General features: G+C 68.6%; 18 protein-coding genes. 12 read left to right on the top strand and 6 right to left on the bottom strand.

Annotated features, from left to right (window positions below; all coding sequences use genetic code 11):
* On the top strand, window positions 1-2,313 hold a 2,313-nt coding region (locus ACHWVH_RS19870), incomplete at its 5' end, for a YadA family autotransporter adhesin (RefSeq protein WP_394687822.1).
* Between the two features lie 132 nt (window positions 2,314-2,445).
* Window positions 2,446-3,279, top strand: a complete 834-nt coding sequence (locus tag ACHWVH_RS19865; RefSeq protein ID WP_226978622.1) for a CDP-diacylglycerol diphosphatase — start codon at window positions 2,446-2,448, stop codon at window positions 3,277-3,279.
* A gap of 88 nt (window positions 3,280-3,367) precedes the next feature.
* Here ACHWVH_RS19865 and ACHWVH_RS19860 read toward each other — a convergent pair whose 3' ends face one another.
* Window positions 3,368-4,063 (bottom strand): hypothetical protein, encoded by a 696-nt coding sequence (locus tag ACHWVH_RS19860; RefSeq protein WP_043095602.1) that lies wholly within the window; start codon window positions 4,061-4,063, stop codon window positions 3,368-3,370.
* 263 nt (window positions 4,064-4,326) lie between these two features.
* On the opposite strand from ACHWVH_RS19860, the gene ACHWVH_RS19855 reads away from it, so the two are divergent.
* Window positions 4,327-4,773, top strand: a complete 447-nt coding sequence (locus ACHWVH_RS19855; protein WP_295952520.1) for a pesticin immunity protein — start codon at window positions 4,327-4,329, stop codon at window positions 4,771-4,773.
* 180 nt (window positions 4,774-4,953) lie between these two features.
* Here ACHWVH_RS19855 and ACHWVH_RS19850 read toward each other — a convergent pair whose 3' ends face one another.
* The 3 genes from ACHWVH_RS19850 to ACHWVH_RS19840 are packed head-to-tail and all read right to left on the bottom strand — an operon-like array spanning window position 4,954 to window position 8,426.
* Window positions 4,954-6,501 carry a pseudouridine synthase gene (locus tag ACHWVH_RS19850; protein ID WP_267099383.1) on the bottom strand — a complete coding sequence of 516 codons (1,548 nt, stop codon included), beginning with the start codon at window positions 6,499-6,501 and terminating at the stop codon, window positions 4,954-4,956.
* Window positions 6,494-7,462: an SMC-Scp complex subunit ScpB gene (gene scpB / locus ACHWVH_RS19845; protein ID WP_152237425.1), complete on the bottom strand. Its 969-nt coding sequence runs from the start codon at window positions 7,460-7,462 to the stop codon at window positions 6,494-6,496. The genes ACHWVH_RS19850 and scpB overlap by 8 nt, the downstream gene beginning before the upstream one ends.
* 22 nt (window positions 7,463-7,484) lie before the next feature.
* Window positions 7,485-8,426 carry a ScpA family protein gene (locus ACHWVH_RS19840; protein WP_017909690.1) on the bottom strand — a complete coding sequence of 314 codons (942 nt, stop codon included), beginning with the start codon at window positions 8,424-8,426 and terminating at the stop codon, window positions 7,485-7,487.
* A gap of 373 nt (window positions 8,427-8,799) precedes the next feature.
* Between ACHWVH_RS19840 and ACHWVH_RS19835 the strand changes: the two genes are divergently transcribed.
* The 9 genes from ACHWVH_RS19835 (at window position 8,800) to ACHWVH_RS19795 (ending at window position 21,910) form a co-directional block, all read left to right on the top strand.
* The gene (locus tag ACHWVH_RS19835) at window positions 8,800-9,099 is read left to right on the top strand and encodes a YciI family protein (protein ID WP_017909689.1); all 300 of its coding nucleotides are present in this window, start codon (window positions 8,800-8,802) and stop codon (window positions 9,097-9,099) included.
* Complete coding sequence (locus ACHWVH_RS19830; protein ID WP_394687821.1) at window positions 9,096-9,380, top strand: BolA family protein; 285 nt, start codon at window positions 9,096-9,098, stop codon at window positions 9,378-9,380. Before ACHWVH_RS19835 ends, ACHWVH_RS19830 begins: the two co-directional genes overlap by 4 nt.
* Before the next feature lie 234 nt (window positions 9,381-9,614).
* On the top strand, window positions 9,615-10,628 hold the full coding sequence (locus tag ACHWVH_RS19825; protein WP_152182033.1) for a LacI family DNA-binding transcriptional regulator: 1,014 nt from the start codon (window positions 9,615-9,617) through the stop codon (window positions 10,626-10,628).
* A 105-nt stretch (window positions 10,629-10,733) separates the two neighbouring features.
* Window positions 10,734-13,706 (top strand): TonB-dependent receptor domain-containing protein, encoded by a 2,973-nt coding sequence (locus ACHWVH_RS19820; protein ID WP_394687820.1) that lies wholly within the window; start codon window positions 10,734-10,736, stop codon window positions 13,704-13,706.
* A gap of 131 nt (window positions 13,707-13,837) precedes the next feature.
* The gene (locus ACHWVH_RS19815) at window positions 13,838-15,424 is read left to right on the top strand and encodes a glucoamylase family protein (RefSeq protein ID WP_394687819.1); all 1,587 of its coding nucleotides are present in this window, start codon (window positions 13,838-13,840) and stop codon (window positions 15,422-15,424) included.
* A gap of 11 nt (window positions 15,425-15,435) precedes the next feature.
* On the top strand, window positions 15,436-16,731 hold the full coding sequence (locus ACHWVH_RS19810) for a sugar ABC transporter substrate-binding protein (protein WP_043095594.1): 1,296 nt from the start codon (window positions 15,436-15,438) through the stop codon (window positions 16,729-16,731).
* Window positions 16,728-17,609, top strand: a complete 882-nt coding sequence (locus tag ACHWVH_RS19805) for a carbohydrate ABC transporter permease (RefSeq protein WP_010342668.1) — start codon at window positions 16,728-16,730, stop codon at window positions 17,607-17,609. Before ACHWVH_RS19810 ends, ACHWVH_RS19805 begins: the two co-directional genes overlap by 4 nt.
* Complete coding sequence (locus ACHWVH_RS19800; RefSeq protein WP_017909683.1) at window positions 17,606-18,442, top strand: carbohydrate ABC transporter permease; 837 nt, start codon at window positions 17,606-17,608, stop codon at window positions 18,440-18,442. The genes ACHWVH_RS19805 and ACHWVH_RS19800 overlap by 4 nt, the downstream gene beginning before the upstream one ends.
* Before the next feature lie 351 nt (window positions 18,443-18,793).
* On the top strand, window positions 18,794-21,910 hold the full coding sequence (locus ACHWVH_RS19795; RefSeq protein WP_394687824.1) for a discoidin domain-containing protein: 3,117 nt from the start codon (window positions 18,794-18,796) through the stop codon (window positions 21,908-21,910).
* Between the two features lie 114 nt (window positions 21,911-22,024).
* Here ACHWVH_RS19795 and ACHWVH_RS19790 read toward each other — a convergent pair whose 3' ends face one another.
* Window positions 22,025-22,705 carry a bifunctional 4-hydroxy-2-oxoglutarate aldolase/2-dehydro-3-deoxy-phosphogluconate aldolase gene (locus ACHWVH_RS19790; protein ID WP_152237421.1) on the bottom strand — a complete coding sequence of 227 codons (681 nt, stop codon included), beginning with the start codon at window positions 22,703-22,705 and terminating at the stop codon, window positions 22,025-22,027.
* 76 nt (window positions 22,706-22,781) lie between these two features.
* Window positions 22,782-24,698: a phosphogluconate dehydratase gene (gene edd, locus ACHWVH_RS19785; RefSeq protein WP_017917732.1), complete on the bottom strand. Its 1,917-nt coding sequence runs from the start codon at window positions 24,696-24,698 to the stop codon at window positions 22,782-22,784.
* Window positions 24,699-24,787 lie beyond the last annotated feature (89 nt).

Here is a 24,787-nt window from a genome sequence, read left to right as displayed (position 1 = left end):
GAGCGGACGGTGACCAACGTGGCCGCCGGCCGCGTGTCCGGGACCAGCACCGATGCGGTCAACGGCTCGCAGCTGTATGCCACCAATACCGAACTGGGCAAGGTCGGCACCGCCGTCACCAGCATTCAGGAAGGCGCAGGCGTGAAATACGCCCACACCAACTCGACCGGGGCCGACAGCACTGCCAGCGGTACCAACAGCAGCGCGATGGGGCCGGCGGCGAACGCGTACGGCGACAGCGCGGTGGCACTGGGCAATGGCGCGGTGGCGGGCGATGCGAACGATTCGGCCGTGGCCAACGCCGTGGCACTGGGCAAGGCGGCCACGGCCAGCGGCGGCGCTGCCATCGCCGTCGGCAACAACAGCAAGGCCCAAGCTCTCAACAGCATCAGCGTCGGCAACGCGTCCGAGGCCACCGGCGACTACAGCAGCGCCATCGGCTACCAGGCCAAGGCCACCGGCGCCGCCAGCAGCGCCATCGGCACCTTGGCCGAGGCCAGCGGCGGCTACAGCAGCGCCGCTGGCTACCTGGCCAAGGCCACCAGCAGCGGCAGCAGCGCTTTCGGCACCGGCGCCAACGCCAGCGGCGTCTACAGCAGCGCTTTCGGCACCAGCGCCCAGGCTATCGCCAAAGATGCCATGGCTATGGGTGTCTCTGCCCTTGCCAGCGGCAAGGATGGTATGGCGATAGGGGCCTTCGCTAATGCTATTGGCGCCCAAAGCACCGCGGTGGGAGCGGCGGCGAACGCGTACGGCGACAGCGCGGTGGCACTGGGCAATAGGGCGGTGGCGGGCGATGCGAACGATTCGGCCGTGGCCAACGCCGTGGCGCTGGGCAAGGCGGCCACGGCCAGCGGCGGCGACAGCCTGGCGCTGGGCGCAGGCGCGGCGGCGGCGCAGGCCGGCGCGGTGGCGCTGGGCAGCGGCAGCACCACGGACGCGGCGGTGGCGACCACCGGCGGGACCCTCAACGGCACCGCCTACCGCTACGCCGGCGCCGCGCCGACCAGCACGGTGAGCGTGGGCAGCGCCGGCCACGAGCGGACGGTGACCAACGTGGCCGCCGGCCGCGTGTCCGAGACCAGCACCGATGCGGTCAACGGCTCGCAGCTGTATGCCACCAACACCGAGCTAAGCAAGCTCGACGGTGCAGTCAAGGGTATCCAGGGCGGCGACGGTGTGAAGTACCTGCGGGTCAATTCGACGGGCAGCGATAGCGTCGCGACCGGCACCGACAGCGTCGCGATCGGCCCCGATGCGGTCGCCAGCAATGCGAAGGACGTGGCGATCGGCTCGGGTACTCGTACCGTGGAGACCACGGCGGTGAGTTCCACAACGCTCGGTGGCTCCAGCTACAACTTCGCCGGCAGCGCGCCGGTCGGTGCGTTCAGTGTCGGCGCGGTGGGGGCGGAGCGGCAGATTCAGAATGTGGCCGCAGGCCGTCTGAGCGCCAGCAGCACCGATGCGGTGAACGGTTCGCAGCTGTATGCCACGAATCAGAAGGTGCAGGACAACTCCAATTCGCTCTCCACGCTACAGAGTTCGCTGACCACGCTCGAGCAGTCCATTGGCGGCATCTCCGGAAATCCCAGCAAAAGCGGCAGCGGCAGCGTCAGCCCCGCCAGCAATGGCAGCAATGGCAGCAACGGTTCGAGCGCCTCATCGGCGACGAACGATGGGTTGGTCGTCGTGGGCAATGACGGCACCTCGGTCGCGGTTGGGCCTACTGCGTCGGCCAAGAGCGCCAGCACCACGGCGATGGGCAGCAACACCACGGCCAGTGGCACGAACGCGACGGCGGTGGGGGCGGATGCGGTCGCATCAGGTGCGGGTAGCGTTGCCGTAGGCAAAGGCGCCACTGCCACGGAGTCCAACAGTGTTGCCATGGGGCAGGGCTCGGTCGCCGACCGTGCCGACACCGTCTCGGTCGGTTCGGCGAGCAATCAGCGCCAGATCACCAACGTCGCCGCCGGCACCGAACGCACCGATGCGGTCAACCTGGGACAGTTGCAGGATGGCTTGGACAGCGTAGAGGACTGGTCGCGCGCCTACACCGACTCCCGCGTGGATCAGGTGGATCGGCGCGCCAGCGCCGGCGTGGCCGCGGCGATGGCGATGGCCAGCCTGCCCCAGGCGTATCAACCGGACCAGAGCGCGGCGGGCGTCTCGTTGAGCTCGTTCCGTGGCGAACAGGCGATCGCGTTCGGCGTTTCCACGATCAGCGGAAGCGGCCGCTACCTGTTCAAGGTCAACGCCAGCGCCACCACGCGCGGCGATGCCGGCGTGGCCGTCGGCGCGGGTATGGTCTGGTAACAAGCACCGCTGGCGCCGGCCGGAAGCCTCTGTGTCGGCCGGCGCTTCCTTTCATTTTCCTGGTCACAAGCGCGTCCGAGGACGCGTTTCTTTTTGTCGGCTGCGTACGCGGCTGTGGAAGAGAAGTCGTAGATGAGCAGATCCGGATATCGCGCCTTCGGCATCGTGGCGCTCGCTTTGATGTGGCTGGGGACCGCACTGGCGATATATCGCCATCATGCCAATGCCTTGTGGCATCTCGTCCACCGGCGCTGCGAGGTCAGTGCGCGGGGCTCCGGGGTGCCGGCGCCGTGCCGGACCCTGGACCCTGCGCAGGGCTATGCTCTCCTGCAGGACGAGCGCGGCCGAGCGCATGCCTGGCTGGTGCCGACCCGCCGCATCATCGGAGCCGCCAATCTCGCGTTGCAGCGCCAGGACACGCCGAACTACTTCTGGCTGGCGTGGCGGGCCCGTGGCGTGCTGTCGGATTTGCTGGGTGCGCCGGTTCCGGATACTGCGGTGGCCGTCGTGGTGGATGCGCAGACGCTGCCTTCGCAGAACCAGTTGCACCTGCACATCGCCTGTCTGCGCGCGGACATCCGTGAGCAGTTGGCGGTGGCAGGCCCGTATTGGGATGCACACTGGAACGGATATTGGCTAAAGGGCCGTCGCTACTACCTGCGGACGCTGAGCGAGGCGGAACTGGCAATGCGCAGCCCGTTCCTGCGCGTGGCCGAGGAGTTGCCCGGTGCCAGCGGCAACCTGGAACGCTACGGGCTGGCCCTGACCGTGCTGCAGGACGGCCGGTTCGTGTTGCTGGCGCTGCCGCGCACCTTGCTGGGCCGGGGCGCGAACCTGGGAGCGGCGCGCGTGCTGCAGGACGACGATTGCGCGACCGCAGGTACGCGCAGTTTTCCCGCATCCTGGTACTCGAACGTGATGCGGCCAGGCGGTCATGCTCGTGTGGAGCTGGCAGGCGAGAGATAGCAGCGCGGTCGCCGTTCGGTTGCGCGGCATGTACGTGTTGCCGCACAGGCAGCGGCCAGCGCGGCCGCTGCGCCGTGCAGCAAGCCCATCACTGCTGCGCGAACACCCAGGCCAACTGGCCGCGTACCGGCTCGGGCGTCGCCAGGGCCTGGCGGTACAGGGTCCGCGCCGTCCAGCAGGCGTCCTCGTCGCTGGCCTTGGCGATCTCCGGCAGCACCCGCATCAGGCGCTGCTGCTGGTCGGCGGGCAGCGACTTGACCAGGGTGCCCATCGCCGCCTGGATCTGCTCCTGGCTCACCGGCTGCGCCGGGGTCTTGTTCAACTCCGCGTCGGTGGCCTTCAGCGAGACGTCGAACCAGCGGTCGATCTGCGCCTGCGGCAGCTTTTCCAGGCCCGACAGCATCGCCGCGCTCAGCGCCTGCGCATCGTTGGGGTTGCCGCCGCGCGCCAGCACGGCGCACTGCGGTACGTCGACCTTGTCGCTGACCTGCGACAGGATCTGCAGGCGCTGTTCCAGCGTGGCGTGGTCCAGTCGCGCGATGCCGTTCTGCGCCAGTTGGAAGCCGGCCTGCTGCGCCTGCGGGCCGCTCTGCTTGAGCAACGCCACGTAGCGCGGGTCGTTGGCCAGCTTGCGCAGCATGCGGTCGAACGGCGCGTGCAGCGGCGAACTGGCCGGGTAGGGGTTCTGCGCTGCGGCGATCTCTTCCTGGGCCTTCTGCTGCGCCTTCTGGCAGGCGCCGAGGCTCAGTACGCCGGCGATCAGCAGCGGCAGGGCGATCTTCATCTTCCGTGTCATCGGGAATTCCTGGTCGGTGAGGGCGGCCACCCGCGGCGGCCGCCAGATGCGCCAGGATATCGGCTTCGTCCGCGCAGGGCGAACGGCGCGATGGCGGGTGGGCTGATGTCGCCACGCCCCTGTCGTTCGAGCCTGCGAGACGCGGTCGGGTGCCGCCTGGTCGGCGGCCACCGCATGCGGCAATCTCCATTGGGCGCCGGCGTCCCCGGTGCTTATCATCCACGCCTCCCTCCGCGCGCGAGATCGTCCGCATGACCTCCGGAATGCTTGTTGGCCTTCTCGCGCTTGGCCTCGGCGTGTCGTCTCCGGCCGTATCGCAGCAGGCAGGCGTCGTCGACGCGGTCGTCCAGCAGCTTGATCTCACATCGTTCCCCAACTCGGTCGGCCCCCGCCGCCTGCCTGGGAAGACGACGTTCGCGGACTATGGCTTCGTGGATATCACCAAAACCGCCCATGGCGCGCGCCTGCTCGAGGCCGACAAGGGCTGGATGATGCGCTTCGAGGTGCTGTCGGCCGATGCCACGTCCGTGCGTCTGTGCTTCCATGACACGGGATTGGCCAGGCTCGGCGCGACACAGGCCCCCAGCTACGACGCAACCTCGGCGCTGCTCGTTTCGACAGCGTCTCAGGGCAAGTGGACCGCCAGGCAGGTCCCGGCGGGGTTTGCGGACTGCAAGAACGCGCCTGCCGGCGCGTGAGTGCACGCGGGGCGGCCGCGATACGGGCCGTCGCATCACATGGGTGAGGGGGCTGCCGCGGCCTGACGGCGCGCGCCGTCCCCGTGATCGATAGCGTCCCCATAAAAAAACAGGGCGCCGCTTGCGCAGGCGCCCTGTCGGGTGAGGAGCGGGCCGGCGCGCACGGCGCCGGCGTCGTCCTCAGCCGCCGCGCGGACCGCGGTTGCCGCCGCCGCCGGGACGGCCGCCGCCACCCGGAGGACGCCCGCCGGCCGGGCGGTTGCCGCCGCCGGGGCGTCCGCCCGGACCCGGGCCGCGCTTCTGGCCGCCGGCCGGGCGCGCGGCGCGCGGCGCGGCGCCGTAGGGGTTGAAGCCGGGGGTGGCGTGGTCGGACGGGAAGCTCGGCGCGTTGCCCGGATGCCCGTAGGGGTGCGCCTTGCGCTGCTGGCCCTGGCCCGGACCGCGGCCCTGGCCGGCGCCCGCACCGGCGCCGGCACCGGCCGGACGCGGCTTGGCGTAGGGACGCCCCTGACCCTGACCCTGGCCACGACCGCCGGGACCGGCATTGCGGTGGCCGGTCGGCCCGGTGCTGACGCCATCGGGCACGTACCAGGTGCGGAACGCGGCCGGGTTGCCGTCCGGCAGCGGCTTGGGGCCCTTCGGCGTGCGCTGCTTGAACGGCTTCTGCGATTGCTTGGCGGCCATTTCGCCGCTCACGGTCAGGCCGCCGTGCGGCTTCTTGCCGCCGCGGCCGCGGCCGCGGTCTTCGCGGAAGGTGTCGAAGCGGCGCAGCTCGCGGCCTTCGTCGGCGGTGTTGTGGCCGTTGACGTAGGCGTTGCCGCCGCGGCCGACCTGCACGGTGGCCTTGGCCGCCTTGCGCTGGCCGATCACCGGCTGCAGGGTCAGCGCCGACGGGGTGCCTTCCTCCAGCTTCAGCTCGGCGCGCAGCGCCTCGACCTTGTCCTGCGCCAGTTCCATCGAATGCCCGCGCAGCAGTTCGCGCGGCAGCGCGATCTTGCCGTAGCGGGTGCGCTTGAGCCGGCTGACCTGGCAGCCCTGCGATTCCCACAGGCGCCGTACTTCGCGGTTGCGGCCTTCCTTGACCACCACCCGGAACCAGTCGTGCGAGTCGGTGCCGCCGATGCGTTCGATCTCGTCGAACTTGGCGCCGCCGTCCTCCAGCAGCACGCCGCGCGAGAGCCGCTCGATCATGCTGTCGGGCACGGTCTCTTCGCCTTCCGGGGCGCGCACGCGCACCACGTACTCGCGCTCGATCTCGTAGGAGGGGTGCATCATCGCGTTGGCCAGCTCGCCGTCGGTGGTGAGCAGCAGCAGGCCGGTGGTATTGATGTCCAGGCGGCCGATCGCGATCCAGCGCGCGCCCTTCAGCGCCGGCAGCGCCTCGAAGATGGTCGGGCGGCCTTCGGGATCTTCGCGCGTGGTCACTTCGCCTTCGGGCTTGTTGTAGATCAGCACGCGCGAGGGCTCGGTCAGCGCGCTGGCGACGAAGCTGCGGCCGTCCAGCTCGATCTTGTCGCCGCTGCGGATCGACATGCCGGTCTGCGCGACCTCGCCGTTGACCTTGACCAGGCCGTCGGCGATGCGCTGTTCCAGCGCCCGGCGCGAGCCCAGTCCGGCCTGGGCCAGGACCTTGTGCAGGCGTTCTTCCAGTTTCGGCTGCTCGGCGGCAGCGGCGTCGCGCTTGAGCGAGAGCTTGTTCAACGACAGCTTGCGGGAGGTGTCACTCATTTACTTGGCTCCGGCCGGCGCGTTGCGCGTCGGCCTGTGGTTCGGAATCGGCATCGTCAACAGCCACGGTCGTCGTCGCGACGGCGTTGTCTTCGGCTTCGTTCGCATCCGCCGCGCGCTCTCCCGGCGCGGCTTCGGGTTCGCCCGTCGGGGCGGTCGTGGAATCCGTGGCCGCCGGCGCGTGGGCGTCGTCGGTCACGGGGGTGTGCGGTGCTGCGGTGTCGCGTGCTTCTGCGTCGGCGGCAGCGTCGGCATCGGCCGCGTCTGCCTGCGCCGTCGCGGCAGGCTCGGCGGGTTCGCCGGCGGCTGCGGCCTGCGCCGTGGTGTCGCCCTGGTTGCCCTGATCGGCGGCGTCGCCCGGTGCGGCGTCGGCCTGGGCCATGTCGCCGACCGGCAGCGCGTCGCGGTCCAGCGGCAACTGCGGCTCCAGTTCGCCGATGTCCTTGAGTTCGGACAGCGGCGGCAGTTCGTCCAGGCGCTTGAGCCCGAAATAGTCCAGGAAGGTCTTGGTGGTGCCGAACAGCGCCGGCTTGCCCGGCACGTCGCGGTGCCCGACCACGCGGATCCACTCGCGCTCTTCCAGCGCCTGGATGATGTTGCTGCTGACCGCCACGCCACGCACCTGCTCGATCTCGCCGCGGGTGATCGGCTGCCGGTAGGCGATCAGCGCCAGGGTCTCCAGCGTGGCGCGGGTGTAGCGGGTCTTGCGCTCGGTCCACAGCCGCGCCACCCAGGCGTGCACGTCGCTGCGCACCTGGTAGCGGAACCCGGAGGCCACTTCGACCAGTTCCACACCGCGGCCCTCGCAGGCCTCGCGCAGCAGTTCCAGCGCGCGCTCGATGCTGCCTGGCGGCGCGGGTTCCTCCTCCGGGAACAGGCCGTGCAACTGCGCCAGCGGCAACGGCTGGTTGGCGGCGAGCAGGGCGGCCTCGACGATGCGGTTGATCAGCGCTTGATCCATGCGGGGGCGGGTTCTCGGTGGCTCAGGTGGTGGCGTCGGCGGCGTCGCTGTCGTCGAACTCGCTGTTGAACTGCAGCGGCGCGTTGGTGTTGCCCAGTGCCAGCGACTTGACGTAGATCGGCGGCATCGGCGGCCGCTCGGCGGCCTCGGCGGGGACGTGCGCCAGCGGCTCCTGGACGATGTCCAGCAACTGCTCCTTGGCCAGTTCCAGCAATGCCAGGAACGTGACCAGCACGCCGAGCTTGCCTTCCTCGGCACTGAACAGCGATTCGAAACGGTGGAACTTGCCGTCGTCCAGACGGCCCAGCACGTCGCCCATGCGCTGGCGCACGCTCAGCGCCTCGCGCTTGATGGCGTGGCCGCTGAACAGTTCGGCGCGCTTGAGCACGTCGTACAGCGCCAGCAGCATTTCCTTCAACTCCACCGGCGGCGGCAGCTTGACCGCGGCACGGTCCGGCACATGGGCGTGCACCGGGGTGGTGTCGCGGTCCTGCCGCGGCAGCGCGTCGATGTCCTCGGCCGCCTGCTTGAAGCGTTCGTACTCCTGCAAGCGGCGGACCAGTTCGGCGCGCGGGTCCGTTTCCTCGCCGTCCTCGGCCGGCGGCCGCGGCAGCAACATCCGCGACTTGATCTCGGCCAGGATCGCGGCCATCACCAGGTATTCGGCCGCCAGTTCGAAGCGCAGCTCCTGCATCACGTTGATGTAGTCCACGTACTGCCGGGTGATCTCGGCGACGGGGATGTCCAGGATGTCCAGGTTCTGCCGGCGGATCAGGTACAGCAGCAGGTCCAGCGGGCCTTCGAACGCGTCCAGGATCACTTCCAGCGCATCCGGCGGGATGTACAGATCCTGCGGGATCTGCAGTACCGGCTGCCCATGCACGACCGCCAGCGGCATTTCCTGCTGCTGTGGCGGGGTCGTCTGGGTTGGCGGGTTCGCGTCGAGCGCGAGTTCGGAAGTCATCGGTTGGACATCGGTGTTGCGGTAGCGAAGGGCCGGGCAGGCGCGACCCGGCGCGGCTCCTTGCCGGCAGTGCTGCGGTTCAATGGCGCGTCGTCCCCGCAACGCGCTCGGTACTTCAACAAGACACACGACGCACGCCACGCGTGTCGTGGCGGCGGGAACTGCAGAGGAGGACGTCTGCGCGGGCGGTGTCAGGCAGCGAATCGGTCGTCGGAAGGGGCTTGGGGTCGCCGATCACCGACGGGCCGCTGCATCCGGCCGCGTGCAATACGACCAAGGGTAATGCGCCGGCGGGGTCGGTGTCCAGCGCCGCCGTGCCAGGGCAGGTTCTACAATGACAGGTCTTTGGATAGGCAACGAGGGCGGAGACGCGATGTGGTACGTGATCGAGGGGTACGACGTGGCCGATGCGCTGCCGCGGCGGGCGGCGGCGCGGCCGGCGCATCTGCAGCGGCTGACCGCATTGCAGGAAGCCGGGCGGCTGTTGTTGGCCGGGCCGTGCCCGGCGATCGACGCCGAGGATCCGGGTCCGGCCGGCTTCAGCGGCAGCCTGGTGGTGGCCGCGTTCGACTCGCTGGCCGAGGCGCGGGCCTGGGCCGAGGCCGATCCGTATGTCGATGCCGGCGTCTACGCCCGGGTCGAGGTGCGGCCGTTCCGCAAGGTGCTGCCATGAGCCAGGTCGGCACCTTGCGGGTGGCGCGGATCCGCGCCGCGCTGGAGGCGGCGTTCGCGCCGCAGGCGCTGGAGGTGGAGGACGACAGCCATCGCCATGCCGGCCATGCGGGCGCGCGCGACGGCCGCGGGCATTTCAATGTACGGGTGGTCAGTGCGGCCTTCGCCGGCATGGCGCCGCTGGCCCGACACCGCGCCGTCTACGCGGCGCTGGGCGAGATGATGCAGACCGATATCCATGCGCTGTCGATCCGCGTCGAGGTGCCGGGCACGGGCGGCTGACACCCGCCGGCGACGGCTGCTACCGGTCCAAACAGGGGTGTGCACCCCGGGAAAAAGCGGAATCTGCACCTGGATTATGCTGCATTGCGGCACGATTCCGACCGGTTTCTCATTATTCAAGTGGCTGAAAAATAAGGCGTTTATTGTAAAAATAACAAAGGGCTTCTGCCTCGCGCTGAAAACGATTACAGTCCGCGCCAGTTTCTCAAGGTCTCTGCCGCGGAGGGCGGCACGATGGCGAAGAGCGCGGTTACCATCAAAGACGTCGCACGCGAGGCCCGGGTTTCCGTGGCCACCGTGTCGCGTGCGCTCAATGGCCACGAGAACGTGGCGGCGCCGGTGCGGACCCTGGTGCTGGAAGTGGCCGAGCGCCTGCGCTACAGCCCGCATGCGGCGGCGCGCAGCCTCAGCAGCCGCCGCACCCAGACCCTGGGCGTGGTGCTGCCCGACCTGTACGGCGAATTCTTCTCCGAACTGATCCGCGGCATCGACGGTGCCGCCCGCGCGCGCCGCCAGCACCTGCTGGTGTCCAGCTACCACGGCGACCCGGAAGAGCAGGGGCGGGCGCTGCGGGCGATGCGCGGCCGCGTCGACGGCCTGCTGGTGCTGTCGCCGTATGCCGAGCGCCCGGGCTTTCTCACCGACAACCTGCCGCAGGCGTTGCCGACGGTGTTGATCAACACCCATCTGCCGGGCACCGAATATCCGGTGCTGAGCATCGACGACCACGCCGGCGCGGTGGCGATGACGGAGCACCTATTGGCGATGGGGCATCGCCGCATCGCCTTCATCGGCGGTCCGGAACTGAACTTCGACGCGCGCGAACGCCTGCGCGGCTTCCGCGACGCCGTGGCACGCCATTCCGGCGAAGCGCATGGCCAGGAGTTCCCGGGCGACTTCGACGAAGCCTCCGGCTATCGCGCCGGACAGGCGATGCTGCAGGCGGGCACGCTGCCCGATGCGGTGTTCGCCGCCAACGACATGACCGCGCTCGGCTGCCTCTACGCCTTCACCCAGAGCGGCGTGCGCGTGCCCAACGACATCGCGTTGGCCGGCTTCGACGACATTCCGCTGGCGCGTTTCGTTCACCCATCCCTCACCACCATGCGCGTCAGCATCGCCGGGCTTGGTGAGCAGGCGATGCACCGCCTCCTGCAATTGATCGATCGGCCCGACGCGGACGACCGGCAGCGGCAGACCCTGGTTCCTACGTTGGTCGTGCGCGATTCCAGCACGGCCCGTTCCTGATGCGACGCACTCTTCTGCGCCGCATCGCTTGTTCCACTTCGTTCCATCGAAGCACCACGCACCACCCATAACGAGCATCACGTCTTCCTGGAGGGAAAACCCCACATGCAACACACCCCGCACTCCGCCCGGCCCACGCGCAAGCTGTTGAGCTGCGCCCTCGCCAGTTGTCTGCTGCTGGGCGCCGCGCCGGCGTTCGCGCAAAGCACCGGTGCCACCATCCGCGGCCAGGTCAAGGTCGATTCGGCGCCGGCCGCGTCCGCGCAGGTCACCGCCACCAACCTGGCCACCGGTCTGAGCCGCAGCGTGCAGACCAGCAACGGCACCTATTCGGTCGGCGGCCTGCCGCCGGGTTCCTACCGCATCGACGTCACCGCCGACGGCAAGACCACCTCGCAGAACGTCACCGTGCAGGTCGGCCAGACCGCCACCCTGGATCTGGGCGTGGGCGGCGAAGCGGCCACCGCCAACGGGCAGGGCGCGACCACGCTCGACGCGGTGCAGGTGCAGGCGCCGCCGGTGCTGGTGGAAACCCGTACCTCGGAGAACGCCACCTACATTTCCAACGTGCAGATCGAGAAGCTGCCGCAGGCCACGCGCAACTTCCTTGAGCTGGCCGACAGCGTGCCGAGCGTGCAGTTCCAGCGCGACGCCAAGGGCAACACCACGGTGCGCTCCGGCGCGACCTCGGCCAACGGCACCAACGTCTACATCGACGGCATCAGCCAGAAGAACTACGTGCTGACCGGCGGCGTCAGCGGCCAGGATTCCAGCCGCGGCAACCCGTTCCCGCAGTCGGCGATCGGCGAGTACAAGGTCATCACCTCCAACTACAAGGCCGAGTTCGACCAGGTCAGCAGTGCGGCGATCGTCGCCTCGACCAAGTCCGGCACCAACGATTTCCACGGCAGCTTCTTCTGGGATACGACCAACGACGACTGGCGTGCCGAAAGCCCGCTGGAGCGCAAGGCCGGCCAGCGCGACGACTTCTCCGAGACCCAGTACGGCGCCACCTTCAGCGGCCCGATCCTCAAGGACCGCGCGCACTTCTTCGTGGCCTACGAGGCCAAGGAATACACCACGCCTAACACGGTGATTCCGGGCGGCATCTACGCCGACCGCGTCGACCAGCTGCCGGCGCAGTTGCAGCCGCTGGTCGCCACCTACAGCACGCCGTTCAAGGAAGACCTGTACTTCGGCAAGATCGACTGGACCCTGGGCGACAACAACCTGTTCGAGTTGACCGGCAAGTACCGCAAGGAAGACGAGCTGTCGGACATCGGCAACACCACCACCTACCAGCACGGCAGCAGCAACGGGCAGAAGGAAAAGCGCGCCAACCTGCGCTGGCAGTACAGCGGCGAGGCCTTCCTCAACGATCTGAACCTGAGCTACGAGAGCGCGTTCTGGACCCAGACCCCGCTCACCGACGGCAGCGGCTACGTGCTGTCCTACGTACCGCAGGCCGGCAACGAGACCACCATCCTCAGCGCCGGCGCCGGCAGCAGCTTCCAGAACAAGGGCCAGAAGGGCTGGACCCTGCAGGACGACCTGACCCTCAACAGCCTCGACTGGCACGGCAGCCACACCATCAAGATGGGTCTGAAGTACAAGGACATCCAGCTCGATTCGACCCAGATCAATCCGGCCAATCCGCAGTACTACTACAACATCCTTAGCGATGTCGGCACCCCGTACCGGGTGCGCTTCGGCGACACCGGCGACGGCGGTTCGGTGCAGTCGCAGAACAAGCAGTACGGCATCTACCTGCAGGACGACTGGGAGGTCAACGAGCACCTGACCCTGAACCTGGGCGTGCGCTACGACTACGAGAAGACCCCGTCCTTCCTCGACTTCGTCACCCCGGCCGACGTCGCCAGCGCGCTGTTGAACTGGCGCAATCTGGACAACGCCAACTACGACATCGCCAACTACATCAGCACCGGCAACAACCGCAAGGCGTTCAAGGATGCCTGGCAGCCGCGCCTGGGCTTCTCCTACGACCTGTTCGGCGACCAGGCGCACGTGATCTACGGCGGTGCCGGCCGTGCGTACGACCGCAACCTGTTCGACTACCTGGCGCTGGAGCAGCTCAACAACAACTTCCGCTCCTACAGCTACTACTTCAGCAGCGCCAACACGCCGTGCCTCGGCCAGCCGTGCGTGGCATGGGACCCGAGCTATGCGACCCAGGCCGGCCTGAACGGGCTGGCCGCCTCCACCACCGCCGGCACCGGCGGCGGCCGCGAGGTGTACCTGATCGACAACAACATCAAAGTGCCGTACTCCGACCAGTTCAGCCTGGGCATGCGCAACATGCTGCATTTCTGGGGCAACGACTGGTACACGGACGTGACCCTGAGCCACATCGTCAGCGAGGACGGCTTCGTGTTCCTGCGCGGCAACCGCCGTGCCGACGGTTCGTTCTTCCTGCCCGGCACCACCTCCGGCGTGCCCACCGACTCGCCCAATGGCTACAGCGCGATCGTGCTCGGCACCAACGGCCTGAAGACGCGCAACAACCAGCTGGCGCTGAAGCTGGACAAGCCCTACGACAAGGAGTCCGGCTGGGGCCTGACCGTGGCCTACACCTTCTCCGACGCGAAGGAAAACCGCCAGTACGGCGAGCACTATGCGCTGGACCAGCCGTCGATGGCCGGCTACGGCTGGCGTGAGGCCGGCGGCATCCCGAAGAACCGCCTGGTGATCACCGGCATCTACGATCTGCCGTACGACGTCACCCTGTCGGCCAAGCTGTCGCTGGCCAGCCAGACCCCGCGCTACGGCACCAACTGCCTGGCGGGCAACGACCAGTGCTATATCATTCAGTACAAGCCGGACGCCACGCTGGGCTACAAGGAATTCAGCCTGGCGGCGAACAAGGAATGGGATACCGGGTCGGGCATCAAGTTCAACGTGCGCGCCGATGTCATCAATCTGTTCAACTGGACCAACTACGCGGACTACAACACCGCAACCGGAACGTACGCCGATCTGAATACGGCGTTCGGTACGCCGAACGGCGTGCTCGCCTCGCCGATGCGGACGTTCAAGCTGTCGTTCGGCTTGAACTGGTAAGCAAGGTCGCCGCGGCTCCCGTGCACCGGGGGCCGCGGCGATGCGGAAGTGGGGTATTTTTTTGCGTGCATGTAAACGATTTCACGGGGGGCACGATGAAGAAGCAGCGCAGGTTCATCAGGTTTTCGTTGATGGTGATGGCAGCAGGGGTGCTGCTGACGGCGTGTAAGAAGGTCGAGGAGCCGAAGGCGGTGGAGAAGAAGCCGGTGCAGGTGATCCTGGTCGAGGCGGAACTGCCGCCCAAACCGCTGAAGCCCGAGCTGCCGCAGCTGTTCAGCGACATCGAGCGGCGCACTTTCCAGTTCTTCTGGGACACCACCAACGACACCAATGGCCTGACCCCCGACCGCTTCCCGTCGCGTCCGTTCGCCAGCATCGCGTCGGTGGGGTTCTCGCTGACGGCGTATCCCATCGGCATCGAGAACGGCTGGATCAGCCGGACCCAGGCGGTGGATCGCACCCTGACCACGCTGAAGTTCTTCCGCGATGCTCCGGTCGGCCCGCAGCGCACCGGCAAGGCCGGCTACAAGGGCTTCTATTACCACTTTCTGGACATGCAGAACGGCCACCGTTACGACAGCTGGGTGGAGCTGTCGAGCGTGGATACCGCGCTGCTGATGATGGGCGTGCTGTTCGCGCAGTCGTACTACGACGGCGACGACCCGCGCGAGAAGGAGATCCGCGAGATCGCCGACACGCTGTACCGGCGCGTGGACTGGACCTGGCTGCAGCAGCGCGATCCGCTGATCTCGATGGGCTGGTTCCCCGAAAGCGGCTTCATCAGCCACGACTGGATGGGCTACAACGAAGCGATGATGCTGTACGTGCTGGCCTTGGGATCGCCCACCCATGCGGTGAGCCCGGATGCGTGGACGGTGTGGACCCGCACCTACAACAATGACTGGGGCGTCTACTACGGCCAGGAATACCTGTCGTTCGGGCCGATGTTCGCGCACCAGTACAGCCATGTCTGGATCGACTTCCGCGACATCCAGGACCAGTACATGCGCGAGCGCGGCATCGACTACTTCCTCAACAGCCGCCGCGCGGTGCTCGCGCAGCGCGAGTACGCCATCGCCAATCCGATGAAGTGGAAGGACTACGGCGAGAACGTGTGGGGCCTGACCGCCAGCGACGGGCCGCAGAACACCGAGCAGGAGTATCGCGGCGAACAACGCCAGTTCCGCCACTATTCCTCGCGCGGCGCCGGCCTACGCGAGAACTTCGACGACGGCACCATCGCGCCGACCGCGGCGGTGGCCTCGCTGGTGTTCGCGCCGGAAGTGGTGATTCCGGCCACCGAGGAGATGCACAAGCGCTACGGCGACTTCATCTACTCCAGCTACGGCTTCCTGGATTCGTTCAACCCCAGCTTCAACTACGATATCCCGCTCAAGACCGGGCGCGTCGTGCCCGGACGCGGCTGGGTCTCCAGCGACTACATCGGCATCGACCAGGGCCCGATCCTGACCATGATCGCCAATTACCGCAACGAGTTCGTCTGGAACGTGATGAAGAAGAACAAGTACATCCGCACCGGACTGGAGCGCGCCGGCTTCAGCGGCGGCTGGCTGACTCCGGAGGGCGAGGCGCAGCCGGTGCCGAAGAAGGACGAGCAGGCCGCCGCGGCGCGGGCGATCGGCATCGCCGAATCGCGCGCCGCCGCCGCGCAGGCGCAACAGAACCCCGACCAGCACCAGCCGCAGAAGCCCGAATGAGCGCAGCACGCATGATCGGTCGTTGGGTGTCGCTGGGCTTGCTGATGGTGGCCGTGTGCGGGTGCGCGCGCGCGCCGCAGGGCGAGGTGGTGCGGTTCTGGGCGATGGGCCGCGAGGCCGAGGTGGTGGCCGAGCTGATCCCGGAGTTCGAGAAGGAGAATCCCGGCATCCACGTGGACATCCAGAACATCCCGTGGACCGCCGCGCACGAGAAGCTGCTGACCGCCTTCGCCGCCGACGGCCTGCCGGACGTGTGCCAGCTGGGCAACACCTGGATCCCGGAATTCGCCGAACTGGGCACGCTGCAGCCGCTGCAGCCCTATGTCGAGCGCTCCAAGGTGGTCGACCCGAAGGACTACTTCCCCGGCATCTGGGACACCAGCGTCATCGATGGCCAGCTCTACGGCATCCCCTGGTACGTGGACACGCGCCTGCTGTTCTATCGCAAGGACATGCTGCGCGACGCCGGGGTGACCAAGCTGCCGCAGACCTGGGCCGAGTGGGAGCAGGCGATGGCGGCGGTGAAGAAGCATGTCGGGCCGAAGCGCTACGCCATCCTGATGCCGCTCAACGAGTTCGAGCAGCAACTGTCGCTGGGCCTGCAACTGCCCGATCCGCTGCTGCGCGACCACAACAACTACGGCAACTTCGAAAGCCCCGGCTTCCGCAAGGCGCTGGCGTTCTACGCCAACATGTTCGACCAGGGCTGGGCGCCGAAGATGTCGGAGACGCAGATCTCCAACGTCTGGGACGAGTTCTTCAACGGTTTCTACGCGTTCTACATCTCCGGCCCGTGGAACATCCGCGAGTTCCGCAAGGTGCAGCCGGCTGCGCTCAAGGACCAGTGGGGCACCATGCCGCTGCCGGGCCCGGACGGCCCCGGCGCCGGCATCGCCGGCGGCACCAGCCTGGTGATCTTCCGCAAGTCCGAGCACAAGGACGCGGCGTGGAAGCTGATCGAGTTCCTGTCGCGGCCGCAGATCCAGGCGCGCTTCCACGCGCTGATCGGCGACATGCCGCCGCGGCGCAGCACCTGGGCGTATCCGTCGCTGGCCGACGATCCGCTGGCGCACGCCTTCCGCGATCAGCTGGAGCGGGTCAAGCCGGCACCGAAGGTGCTGGAGTGGGAGCGCATCGTGCAGGAGATGCGGCTGGCCACCGAGCGCGTGGTGCGCGGCGGCGAGCCGCAGGAGAAGGCGATGCGGGAACTGGACAAGCGGGTCGACGAGATCCTGGAGAAACGCCGCTGGATCCACCAGCAGCACCGCGAAGGCACGGCGGCGCCGGCCGCGGGAGCGGCGCCATGAAGCGCGGTTCCCTGATCGGCTGGCTGTTCGCCGGCCCGGCGCTGATCGTGATCGGCGTGTTCTTCGGCCTGCCGGTGCTGTCGGCGCTGGCGCTGAGCGTCACCGACTTCGACCTGTATTCGCTGGCCGACCGCCACAACCTGCGCTTCGTCGGCTTCGGCAACTACATCGAGTTGCTGCAGACGCCGATGTTCTGGAAGTCGCTGTGGAACACCACGTACTTCGTGATCGTCGGCGTGCCGCTGTCCATCGGCGCCTCGCTGGGCGCGGCGCTGCTGCTGAACGCGCCGGTGGCGCGCTTCAAGGCGCTGTTCCGCACCGCGCTGTTCGCGCCGGTGGTGACCACGCTGGTGGCGGTGGCGGTGATCTGGCGCTACCTGTTCCACACCAGCTACGGCCTGGTCAACTACGGCCTGGCGCACCTGGGCATCGGCCCGATCGACTGGCTCGGCGACCCGCACTGGGCGATGCCGACCATCATGCTGTTCGCGGTGTGGAAGAACTTCGGCTACAACATGGTGATCTTCCTCGCCGGCCTGCAGGCGATCCCGCAGGACCTGTACGAGGCCGCGCGCATCGACGGCGCCTCGAAGTGGCGGCAGTTCCTGCACATCACCCTGCCGATGCTGGGGCCGGTGCTGCTGGTGGTCGGGGTGATTACCGTGTCCGGCTACTTCCAGCTGTTCGCCGAACCCTACGTGATGACCCGCGGCGATCCCCTGCAGAGCACGGTCAGCGTGCTGTATTACATGTTCGAGGAAGGCTTCAAGTGGTGGAACCTCGGCCGCGCGTCGGCGGTGGCGTTCCTGCTGTTCCTGATCATCCTGGGAGTGACGACGGTGATGCTGCGCTTCGGCCGCAAGAGGGACCTGGTATGAGCCGGGAGATCGGCGCCTCGCGCTGGAACACGCTGCTGGTCAACGGCGGGCTGCTGCTGCTCGCCGTGATCAGCCTGGCGCCGCTGTTGTGGATGGTGTCGGTGTCGTTCATGCCGGCCGGGCAAGCGAGTCGCTTTCCGCCGCCGATGCTGCCCACCGGCGCCACCCTGGCCAACTATGGCGAGCTGTTCTCGCGCACCGGCATGGCCCGCAACTTCGCCAACAGCCTGCTGGTGTCGTGTGCGATCACCTTCGGTTCGCTGCTGATCAACACCATGGCCGGCTATGCCTTCGCCAAGCTGCGCTTCGTCGGCAAGGAACGGATCTTCCAGATCCTGCTGGCGGCGCTGGTGATCCCGGCGCAGGTGGCGATGCTGCCGCTGTTCCTGCTGATGAAGCAGTTGCACCTGGTCAACAACTTCGGCGGCGTGGTCGTGCCGGCGCTGGCGACGGTGTTCGGCATCTTCCTGGTGCGCCAGTACGCGCGTTCGATCCCGGACGAGCTGCTGGAGGCCGCGCGCATCGACGGTGCCGGCGAGCTGCGGATCTTCTTCCAGATCGTGCTGCCGATGCTCAAGCCGGTGCTGGTGACGCTGACCATCTTCACCTTCATGGCGGCGTGGAACGACTTCATGTGGCCGCTGATCGTGCTGACCGACCAGGAGCACTACACCTTGCCGGTGGCGCTGGCGGCGCTGTCGCGCGAGCACATCATGGACGTGGAGATGATGATGGCCGGCGCCGTGGTCACGGTGGTCCCGGTGCTGGCGCTGTTCCTGGCGCTGCAGCGCTACTACATCCAGGGCCTGCTGCTCGGCAGCGTGAAGGGGTGAGGGAACGCGCTTGCGAGCCACTGGCTCGCGCGTTCGCGAATGCCTGGCCATGGATGGCCAGGCCGGACGATCTGGTGTGGGATGGTTGCGCCATGGACGGCAGCATCGATGCGGAACATCGAGCGCCACTGGCGCGCGCGTTCGCGAATGCCTGGCCATGGAGTGCCAGGCCTGACGTGTAGGAGCGGCTTCAGCCGCGACAACATGCAAGGCGATGCCGTGGGGCGCCGATGGGTGCGATGCCCGCTGGGATGCACAGACACATACAAGCAGACACGCAACGAAACGACAGCGACGGGGAAGGCGATGAGGGACGGGATGGCGATGACGTGCGCACGCGCGATGCTGGCGATGCTGGGACTGGCGGCCGCCCAGGCCGTCGCCGCGCCGCCGACCTCCACGGTGACGCTGGACAGTTTCAACGATCTGGACAAGTGGCAGATCGTCGTCTCCAACCAGGTCACCGCCTCGACCCGGCTGGTGCAGGCGCCCAGCGGCGGCCGCGCCAAGGCGCTGTGCCTGGACTACGACTTCAACGGCGTGTCCGGCTATGCCGGGATCCGCCGCAGCGTGCCGATCGAGTACCCGGACAACTACCAGTTTTCGTTCCAGCTGCGCGGCGAGTCGCCGAGCAACGACCTGCAGTTCAAGCTGGTCGACGCCAGCGGCGACAACGTGTGGTGGGTCAACCGGCCGCGCTACGACTTCCCCACGCAGTGGAGCACGGTCACCTACAAGAAGCGGCAGATCGACAAGGCCTGGGGACCGAGCCCGGAGAAGGAACTGACCCGCAGCGCACAGATCGAGTTCACCATCTACAACCAGGTCGGCGGCGCCGGCACGGTGTGCTTCGATCAGCTGACCCTGACCCCGTTGCCGCCGCAGGACACCTCGCCGCTGACGGTCAAGGTCAACACCGATACCGCGCCGGCGCTGGAGCAGCGCATCGCCGACGGCAAGCCCGACACCGTCTGGTACAGCGGCAACGCCAAGACCCAGACGGTGATGCTGGACCTGGGCAAGGTGCGCGAGTTCGGCGGCGCCAAGGTGCAGTGGGCGCCGGGCGTCTATGCCTCGCGCTACACCGTGCAAGGCTCGGCCGACGGGCGTAGCTGGCGCGAGTTGCGCAGCGTGACCGCCGGCAACGGCGGCACCGACTGGCTGGCGCTGCCGGAAACCGAGGCGCGCTACGTGCGCTTCGACCTGCAGGACGGCCCCAGCTTCCGTTACGGCATCGCCGACATCACGCTGCAGCCGCTGGCCTTCGCCGCCACCCAGAACGACTTCATCAAGTCGGTGGCGGCGCAATCGACCCGCGGCTGGTTCCCGCGCGGCTTCAGCGGCGAGCAGCCGTACTGGACCATCGTCGGCCTGGATGGCGGCCGCGAGCAGGGCCTGGTCGGCGAGGATGGCGCGATCGAGGTGGGCAAGGGCGGCTTCAGCATCGAGCCGTTCCTGCTGCTGGACGGCAAGCGGCTGAGCTGGGCCGACGTCAAGACCGCGCAGAGCCTGCAGGACGACTACCTGCCGATTCCCAGCGTGGACTGGAGCCACGACAACGCCGCGCTGCGCGTGACCGCCTTCGTGCAGGGCGAGCCGGAGCAGGCGCAACTGGTGGCGCGCTACCGGCTCAGCAACCCGGGCAAGCAGCCGCACGACTACACCCTGGCGCTGGCGGTGCGTCCGTTCCAGGTCAATCCGCCCAGCCAGTTCCTCAACACGGTCGGCGGGGTCAGCCCGATCCGCTCGCTGGCCTTCGCCGGGACGCAGGTGCAGGTCAACGGCCAGCCGCGGGTGTTCGCGGTGCAGAAGCCGGACGCCGCCTACGCAAGCGCGTTCGACGCCGGCATGGACGTCGAACGGCTGAGCACCGACGCCAGCGGCCTGCCGCAGCAGGCGCAGGATCCGGACGGACTGGCCTCCGGCGCGTTGCTGTACCGCGGGCGCCTGGCCCCGGGCGAGGTGCGCGAGGTGGCGCTGGTGATCCCGCAGACCGGCAACGCCGGCGTGCCGGCAGGCTTCGACGCGGCGCGCGCGCAGCAGCAGGTCGCCGCGCAGTGGCACGAGAAGCTGGACCGCGTGCAATTGCACGTGCCTGCGCAGGGCAAGGCGGTGACCGACACGCTGCGCACCGCGCTGGCGCACATGCTGATCTCGCGGATCGGCCCGCGCATGCAGCCGGGCACGCGTTCGTACTCGCGCAGCTGGATCCGCGACGGCGCGATGATCTCCGAAGGCCTGCTGCGGCTGGGCCGCGCCGACGTGGTGCGCGAGTACGTGGAGTGGTATGCGCCGTACCAGTTCGCCAACGGCATGGTGCCGTGCTGCGTGGACGACCGCGGCAGCGATCCGGTGCCGGAGAACGACAGCCACGGCGAACTGATCTACAGCGTCGCCGACTACTACCGCTACAGCGGCGACCGCGCCTTCCTGGAACAGATGTGGCCGCACGTGCTCGGCGCGTACACCTACATGGAACAGCTGCGGCTGAGCGAGCGCACCGACGAGAACCGCGCGCGCAACGCCGCCTTCTACGGGATGATGCCGGTGTCGATCAGCCACGAGGGCTATTCGGCCAAGCCGATGCACTCGTACTGGGACAACTTCTGGGCGCTGCGCGGCTACAAGGACGCGGTGAGCATCGCCGCCGAACTCGGCCGCATCGACGATGCCGCGCACTTCGCCGCCTCGCGCGACCAGTTCCGCCAGGACCTGTACGCCTCGCTGGACGCGGCCACCCAGCAGCACCACATCGACTTCCTGCCGGGCTCGGCGGAACTGGGCGATTTCGACCCGACCTCGACCACCATCGCGCTGGCGCCGGGCGGCGAGCAGGGCTGGTTGCCGCAGGCGCTGCTCGACAACACCTTCGAGCGTTACTGGAGCGAGTTCGTCGGCCGCCGCGACGGCACCCGCGAGTGGAAGGACTACACCCCCTACGAGTGGCGCAACGTGTCCGCGTTCGTGCGCCTGGGCTGGCGCGAGCGCGCGTGGGAGGCGACGCAGTTCTTCTTCAAGGACCGCACGCCGCAGGCGTGGAACCAGTGGGCCGAAGTGGTCTCGCGCACGCCGCGCAAGCCGTTCTTCCTCGGCGACCTGCCGCATGCCTGGGTCGCCTCGGACTTCGTGCGCTCGGTGCTGGACATGTTCGCCTACGCCCGCGACGTCGACGACAGCCTGGTGCTGGCCGCCGGCATCCCCGCCGACTGGTTCGACGGCAAGGGCGTGGCGATCGAACAGTTGCGCACCCCGCAGGGCCCGCTGAGCTACCAGTTGCGCCGGCAGAAGAACCGGCTGCTACTGAACATCCCCGAGGGCCTGCGCATGCCCAGCGGCGGCCTGGTGCTGCCGTGGCCGTACCCGGGCGAACCGGGCCGCACCCTGGTCAACGGCGAAGCGGCGCAGTGGGAGCACGGCGAACTGCGCATCCACGCGTTGCCGGCGGATGTGCAGATCGAGGTGCGGTGAAGCCGGGAATGGGGAGTGGGGAATCGGGAATCGCAAAAGCAAAAGCAAAAGCGCCGGCATGCCGGCGCTTTTGCTTTCTGGAGTATGGAGTTGTGAGAGCCGAGGTTCGGGTTTTTACCGATTCCCGATTCCCGAATCCCGATTCCCGGCTTCACGCACGATCGCGGCCGCCTTCGCCGAGCTCTCGCGCACCTTGTCCCAGGCGCCGTCGGCCAGCCAGTCCTTGGGCACCATCCACGAGCCGCCGATGCAGACCACGTTCGGCTGGGCCAGGTACTCGGCGGCGGTGCTTTCGCCGATACCGCCGGTGGGGCACAGCTTGAGTTCGGCCAGGGGGCCGGCCAGGCCCTTGAGCATGGCCAGGCCGCCGACGGCGGAGGCGGGGAACAGCTTGCACACGCGGAAGCCGCGCTCCATCAGCGCCAGCAGCTCGCTCGGGGTGGCCGCGCCCGGCACCACCGGCAGCGGCGCCTGCGCCAGGGCGTCGGCCAGGGTCGGGGTGGTGCCCGGGGTGACGATGAAGTCGGCGCCGGCGTCGATCGATTGCTGCAGCTGGGTGGCGTTGAGCACGGTGCCGGCGCCGATCACGATGTCCGGCAGTTCGCGCTTGAGCATCGCCAGGGCGTCCATCGCCACCGGCGTGCGCAGGGTCAGTTCGATCGCCGGCAGGCCGCCTTCGAGCAGTGCGGCCGAGACGCGGCGCGCTTCTTCCAGGGTGTGGACGGTGACGACGGGCAGGATGCCGGCCGCGCGCAGCAGCTGTTCGGCCTTGGTCTGGTGTTCGGCGATGGTCATGGGCGTCTCGGTTGCGATGGGGGCGAGGCCCTGGCCGCGCACGGCCAGAGCGGGGTAGGGCGAACGGCGGCGCCGGTCAGGCGTCCTTGGCTTCGTGCGGCGCGGCGGCGGCCTCGGCATCGCGGCCCAGGTCGTACTCGGCGTCGTAGTTCCACAGGTCGCCGTCGGCGGCCGGCGGGCCGCAGGAGATCGACAGCGCACCCTGGTCGGCCGGACCGACCATGCGGCGGTTGAGCCCGAACAGGTTGCGACCCAGGTCGTGCGCGGCCGGCGCGGTGTTCGGCGCCAGCGGGCGTGCGGCCCACTCGGCGGCGTCCACAAGCACTTCCAGGGTGCCTGCCTCGCCGTCCAGGCGCACGATGTCGCCTTCGCGCACGCGTGCCAGGGGGCCGCCGCGCGCCGCTTCCGGGGTCACGTGGATGGCCGCGGGGAACTTGCCGGAGGCGCCGGACAGGCGTCCGTCGGTGACCAGCGCCACGCGCCGGCCCTGGTTCTGCAGCAGGCCCAGCAGCGGCGCCAGCGAATGCAGTTCCGGCATGCCGTTGGCCTGCGGGCCCTGGTAGCGCAGCACCACCACGAAGTCGTGCGGCAGCGCGCCGGCGGCGTGCAGCTTGTTCAGCGCCTGCGGCGCGTCGATCACCACGGCCGGCGCTTCGATGGTGCGGAACTGCGGCTTCACCGCCGACAGCTTGATCAGCGAGCGGCCGAGGTTGCCGCGCAGCAGGCGCAGGCCGCCCTGCGCCTCGAACGGGTTGGACGCCGGGCGTACCACGGCCTCGTCGGCGCTCTTGGCCGGGCTCGGCACGTAGGCCAGCTTGCCGTCCTGCACGCAGGGCTCGTCGCCGTAGGCGCGCATGCCGCCGGGCACGATGGTGGCCAGGTCGTCGTGCATCAGCCCGGCGTCCATCAGCTCGCGGAACACGAAGCCGATGCCGCCGGCAGCGGCGAAGTGGTTCACGTCGGCCTCGCCGTTCGGGTACACCCGCGCCAGCAGCGGCACCAGCTGCGACAGCGCGTCCAGGTCGTCCCAGGTCAGCACGATGCCGGCCGCGCGCGCCACCGCCAGCCAGTGGATGGTGTGGTTGGTGGAACCGCCGGTGGCCATCAGCGCGACCACCGCGTTGACGATGGCGCGCTCGTCGATCAAGCGGCCCAGCGGGCGGAAGTCGTTGCCCAGGGCGGTGATGCGCAGCGCGCGCTCGGTCGCCTGCTGGGTCAGCGCCTCGCGCAGCGGGGTGCCGGGATTGACGAAGGAGGCGCCGGGCAACTGCACGCCCATCGCTTCCAGCAGCACCTGGTTGGAGTTGGCGGTGCCGTAGAAGGTGCAGGTGCCGGGGGCGTGGTAGGACGCCGATTCGGCGGCCAGCAGCTCCTCGCGGGTAGCCTGGCCCGCGGCGTAGCGCTCGCGCACCTCGGCCTTCTGCTTGTTGGGGATGCCCGGGGTCATCGGCCCGGCCGGCACGAACACCGCCGGCAGGTGGCCGAAGGCCAGCGCGCCGATCAGCAGGCCCGGCACGATCTTGTCGCACACGCCCAGGTACAGGCTGGTGTCGAACATGTCGTGGCTGAGGCCGATCGCGGTGGCCTGGGCGATCACGTCGCGCGAGAACAGCGACAGCTCCATGCCCGGCCGGCCCTGGGTCACGCCGTCGCACATCGCCGGCACGCCGCCGGCGACCTGCGCGGTGGCGCCGAGCGCGCGCGCGGTGCTGCGGATGATCTCCGGGTAGTGCTCGAACGGCTGGTGCGCCGAGAGCATGTCGTTGTACGCGGTGATGATGCCGAGGTTGGGGGTGATCCCGCCTTCCAGCCGGCTCTTGTCGGTGGGGCCGCAGGCGGCGAAGCCGTGGGCGAGGTTGCCGCAGCTCAGGCGGCTGCGGAACGGACCGTCGCGCAGCGCGGCGTCGATGCCGGCCAGGTAGGCGCGCCGCGACGGCGCACTGCGCTGGCGGATGCGTTCGGTGATCGCGTGGAGGGTCGGATGCAGGCTCATTGGCGGAAGTGGCTATGAAGGGGGAGTCGGGAAACGGGAAACGGGAATCGGGAATCGGAAGAGCGGGAAGCGGGAATCGGAAGAGCGGA

This window comes from uncultured Xanthomonas sp., assembly GCF_964278005.1.
In the GTDB taxonomy this organism is placed as follows: Bacteria; Pseudomonadota; Gammaproteobacteria; order Xanthomonadales; family Xanthomonadaceae; genus Xanthomonas_A; species Xanthomonas_A sontii.
The sequence above is the reverse complement of the archived record's forward strand: the minus strand, read 5'-3'. Positions and strand labels throughout refer to the sequence as shown.

Bases quoted from the DNA above. Each gene is read 5' to 3' on its own strand.
- ACHWVH_RS19815 (WP_394687819.1), top strand. From the start codon at position 13,838: ATGGTGATGGCAGCAGGGGTGCTGCTGACGGCGTGTAAGAAGGTCGAG.
- ACHWVH_RS19795 (WP_394687824.1), top strand. From the start codon at position 18,794: ATGCTGGGACTGGCGGCCGCCCAGGCCGTCGCCGCGCCGCCGACCTCC.
- ACHWVH_RS19865 (WP_226978622.1), top strand. From the start codon at position 2,446: ATGAGCAGATCCGGATATCGCGCCTTCGGCATCGTGGCGCTCGCTTTG.
- ACHWVH_RS19800 (WP_017909683.1), top strand. From the start codon at position 17,606: ATGAGCCGGGAGATCGGCGCCTCGCGCTGGAACACGCTGCTGGTCAAC.
- ACHWVH_RS19810 (WP_043095594.1), top strand. From the start codon at position 15,436: ATGATCGGTCGTTGGGTGTCGCTGGGCTTGCTGATGGTGGCCGTGTGC.
- scpB (WP_152237425.1), bottom strand. From the start codon at position 7,462: ATGGATCAAGCGCTGATCAACCGCATCGTCGAGGCCGCCCTGCTCGCC.
- ACHWVH_RS19790 (WP_152237421.1), bottom strand. From the start codon at position 22,705: ATGACCATCGCCGAACACCAGACCAAGGCCGAACAGCTGCTGCGCGCG.
- ACHWVH_RS19820 (WP_394687820.1), top strand. From the start codon at position 10,734: ATGCAACACACCCCGCACTCCGCCCGGCCCACGCGCAAGCTGTTGAGC.
- ACHWVH_RS19855 (WP_295952520.1), top strand. From the start codon at position 4,327: ATGACCTCCGGAATGCTTGTTGGCCTTCTCGCGCTTGGCCTCGGCGTG.
- ACHWVH_RS19840 (WP_017909690.1), bottom strand. From the start codon at position 8,426: ATGACTTCCGAACTCGCGCTCGACGCGAACCCGCCAACCCAGACGACC.
- edd (WP_017917732.1), bottom strand. From the start codon at position 24,698: ATGAGCCTGCATCCGACCCTCCACGCGATCACCGAACGCATCCGCCAG.
- ACHWVH_RS19860 (WP_043095602.1), bottom strand. From the start codon at position 4,063: ATGAAGATCGCCCTGCCGCTGCTGATCGCCGGCGTACTGAGCCTCGGC.
- ACHWVH_RS19825 (WP_152182033.1), top strand. From the start codon at position 9,615: ATGGCGAAGAGCGCGGTTACCATCAAAGACGTCGCACGCGAGGCCCGG.
- ACHWVH_RS19830 (WP_394687821.1), top strand. From the start codon at position 9,096: ATGAGCCAGGTCGGCACCTTGCGGGTGGCGCGGATCCGCGCCGCGCTG.
- ACHWVH_RS19850 (WP_267099383.1), bottom strand. From the start codon at position 6,501: ATGAGTGACACCTCCCGCAAGCTGTCGTTGAACAAGCTCTCGCTCAAG.
- ACHWVH_RS19835 (WP_017909689.1), top strand. From the start codon at position 8,800: ATGTGGTACGTGATCGAGGGGTACGACGTGGCCGATGCGCTGCCGCGG.
- ACHWVH_RS19805 (WP_010342668.1), top strand. From the start codon at position 16,728: ATGAAGCGCGGTTCCCTGATCGGCTGGCTGTTCGCCGGCCCGGCGCTG.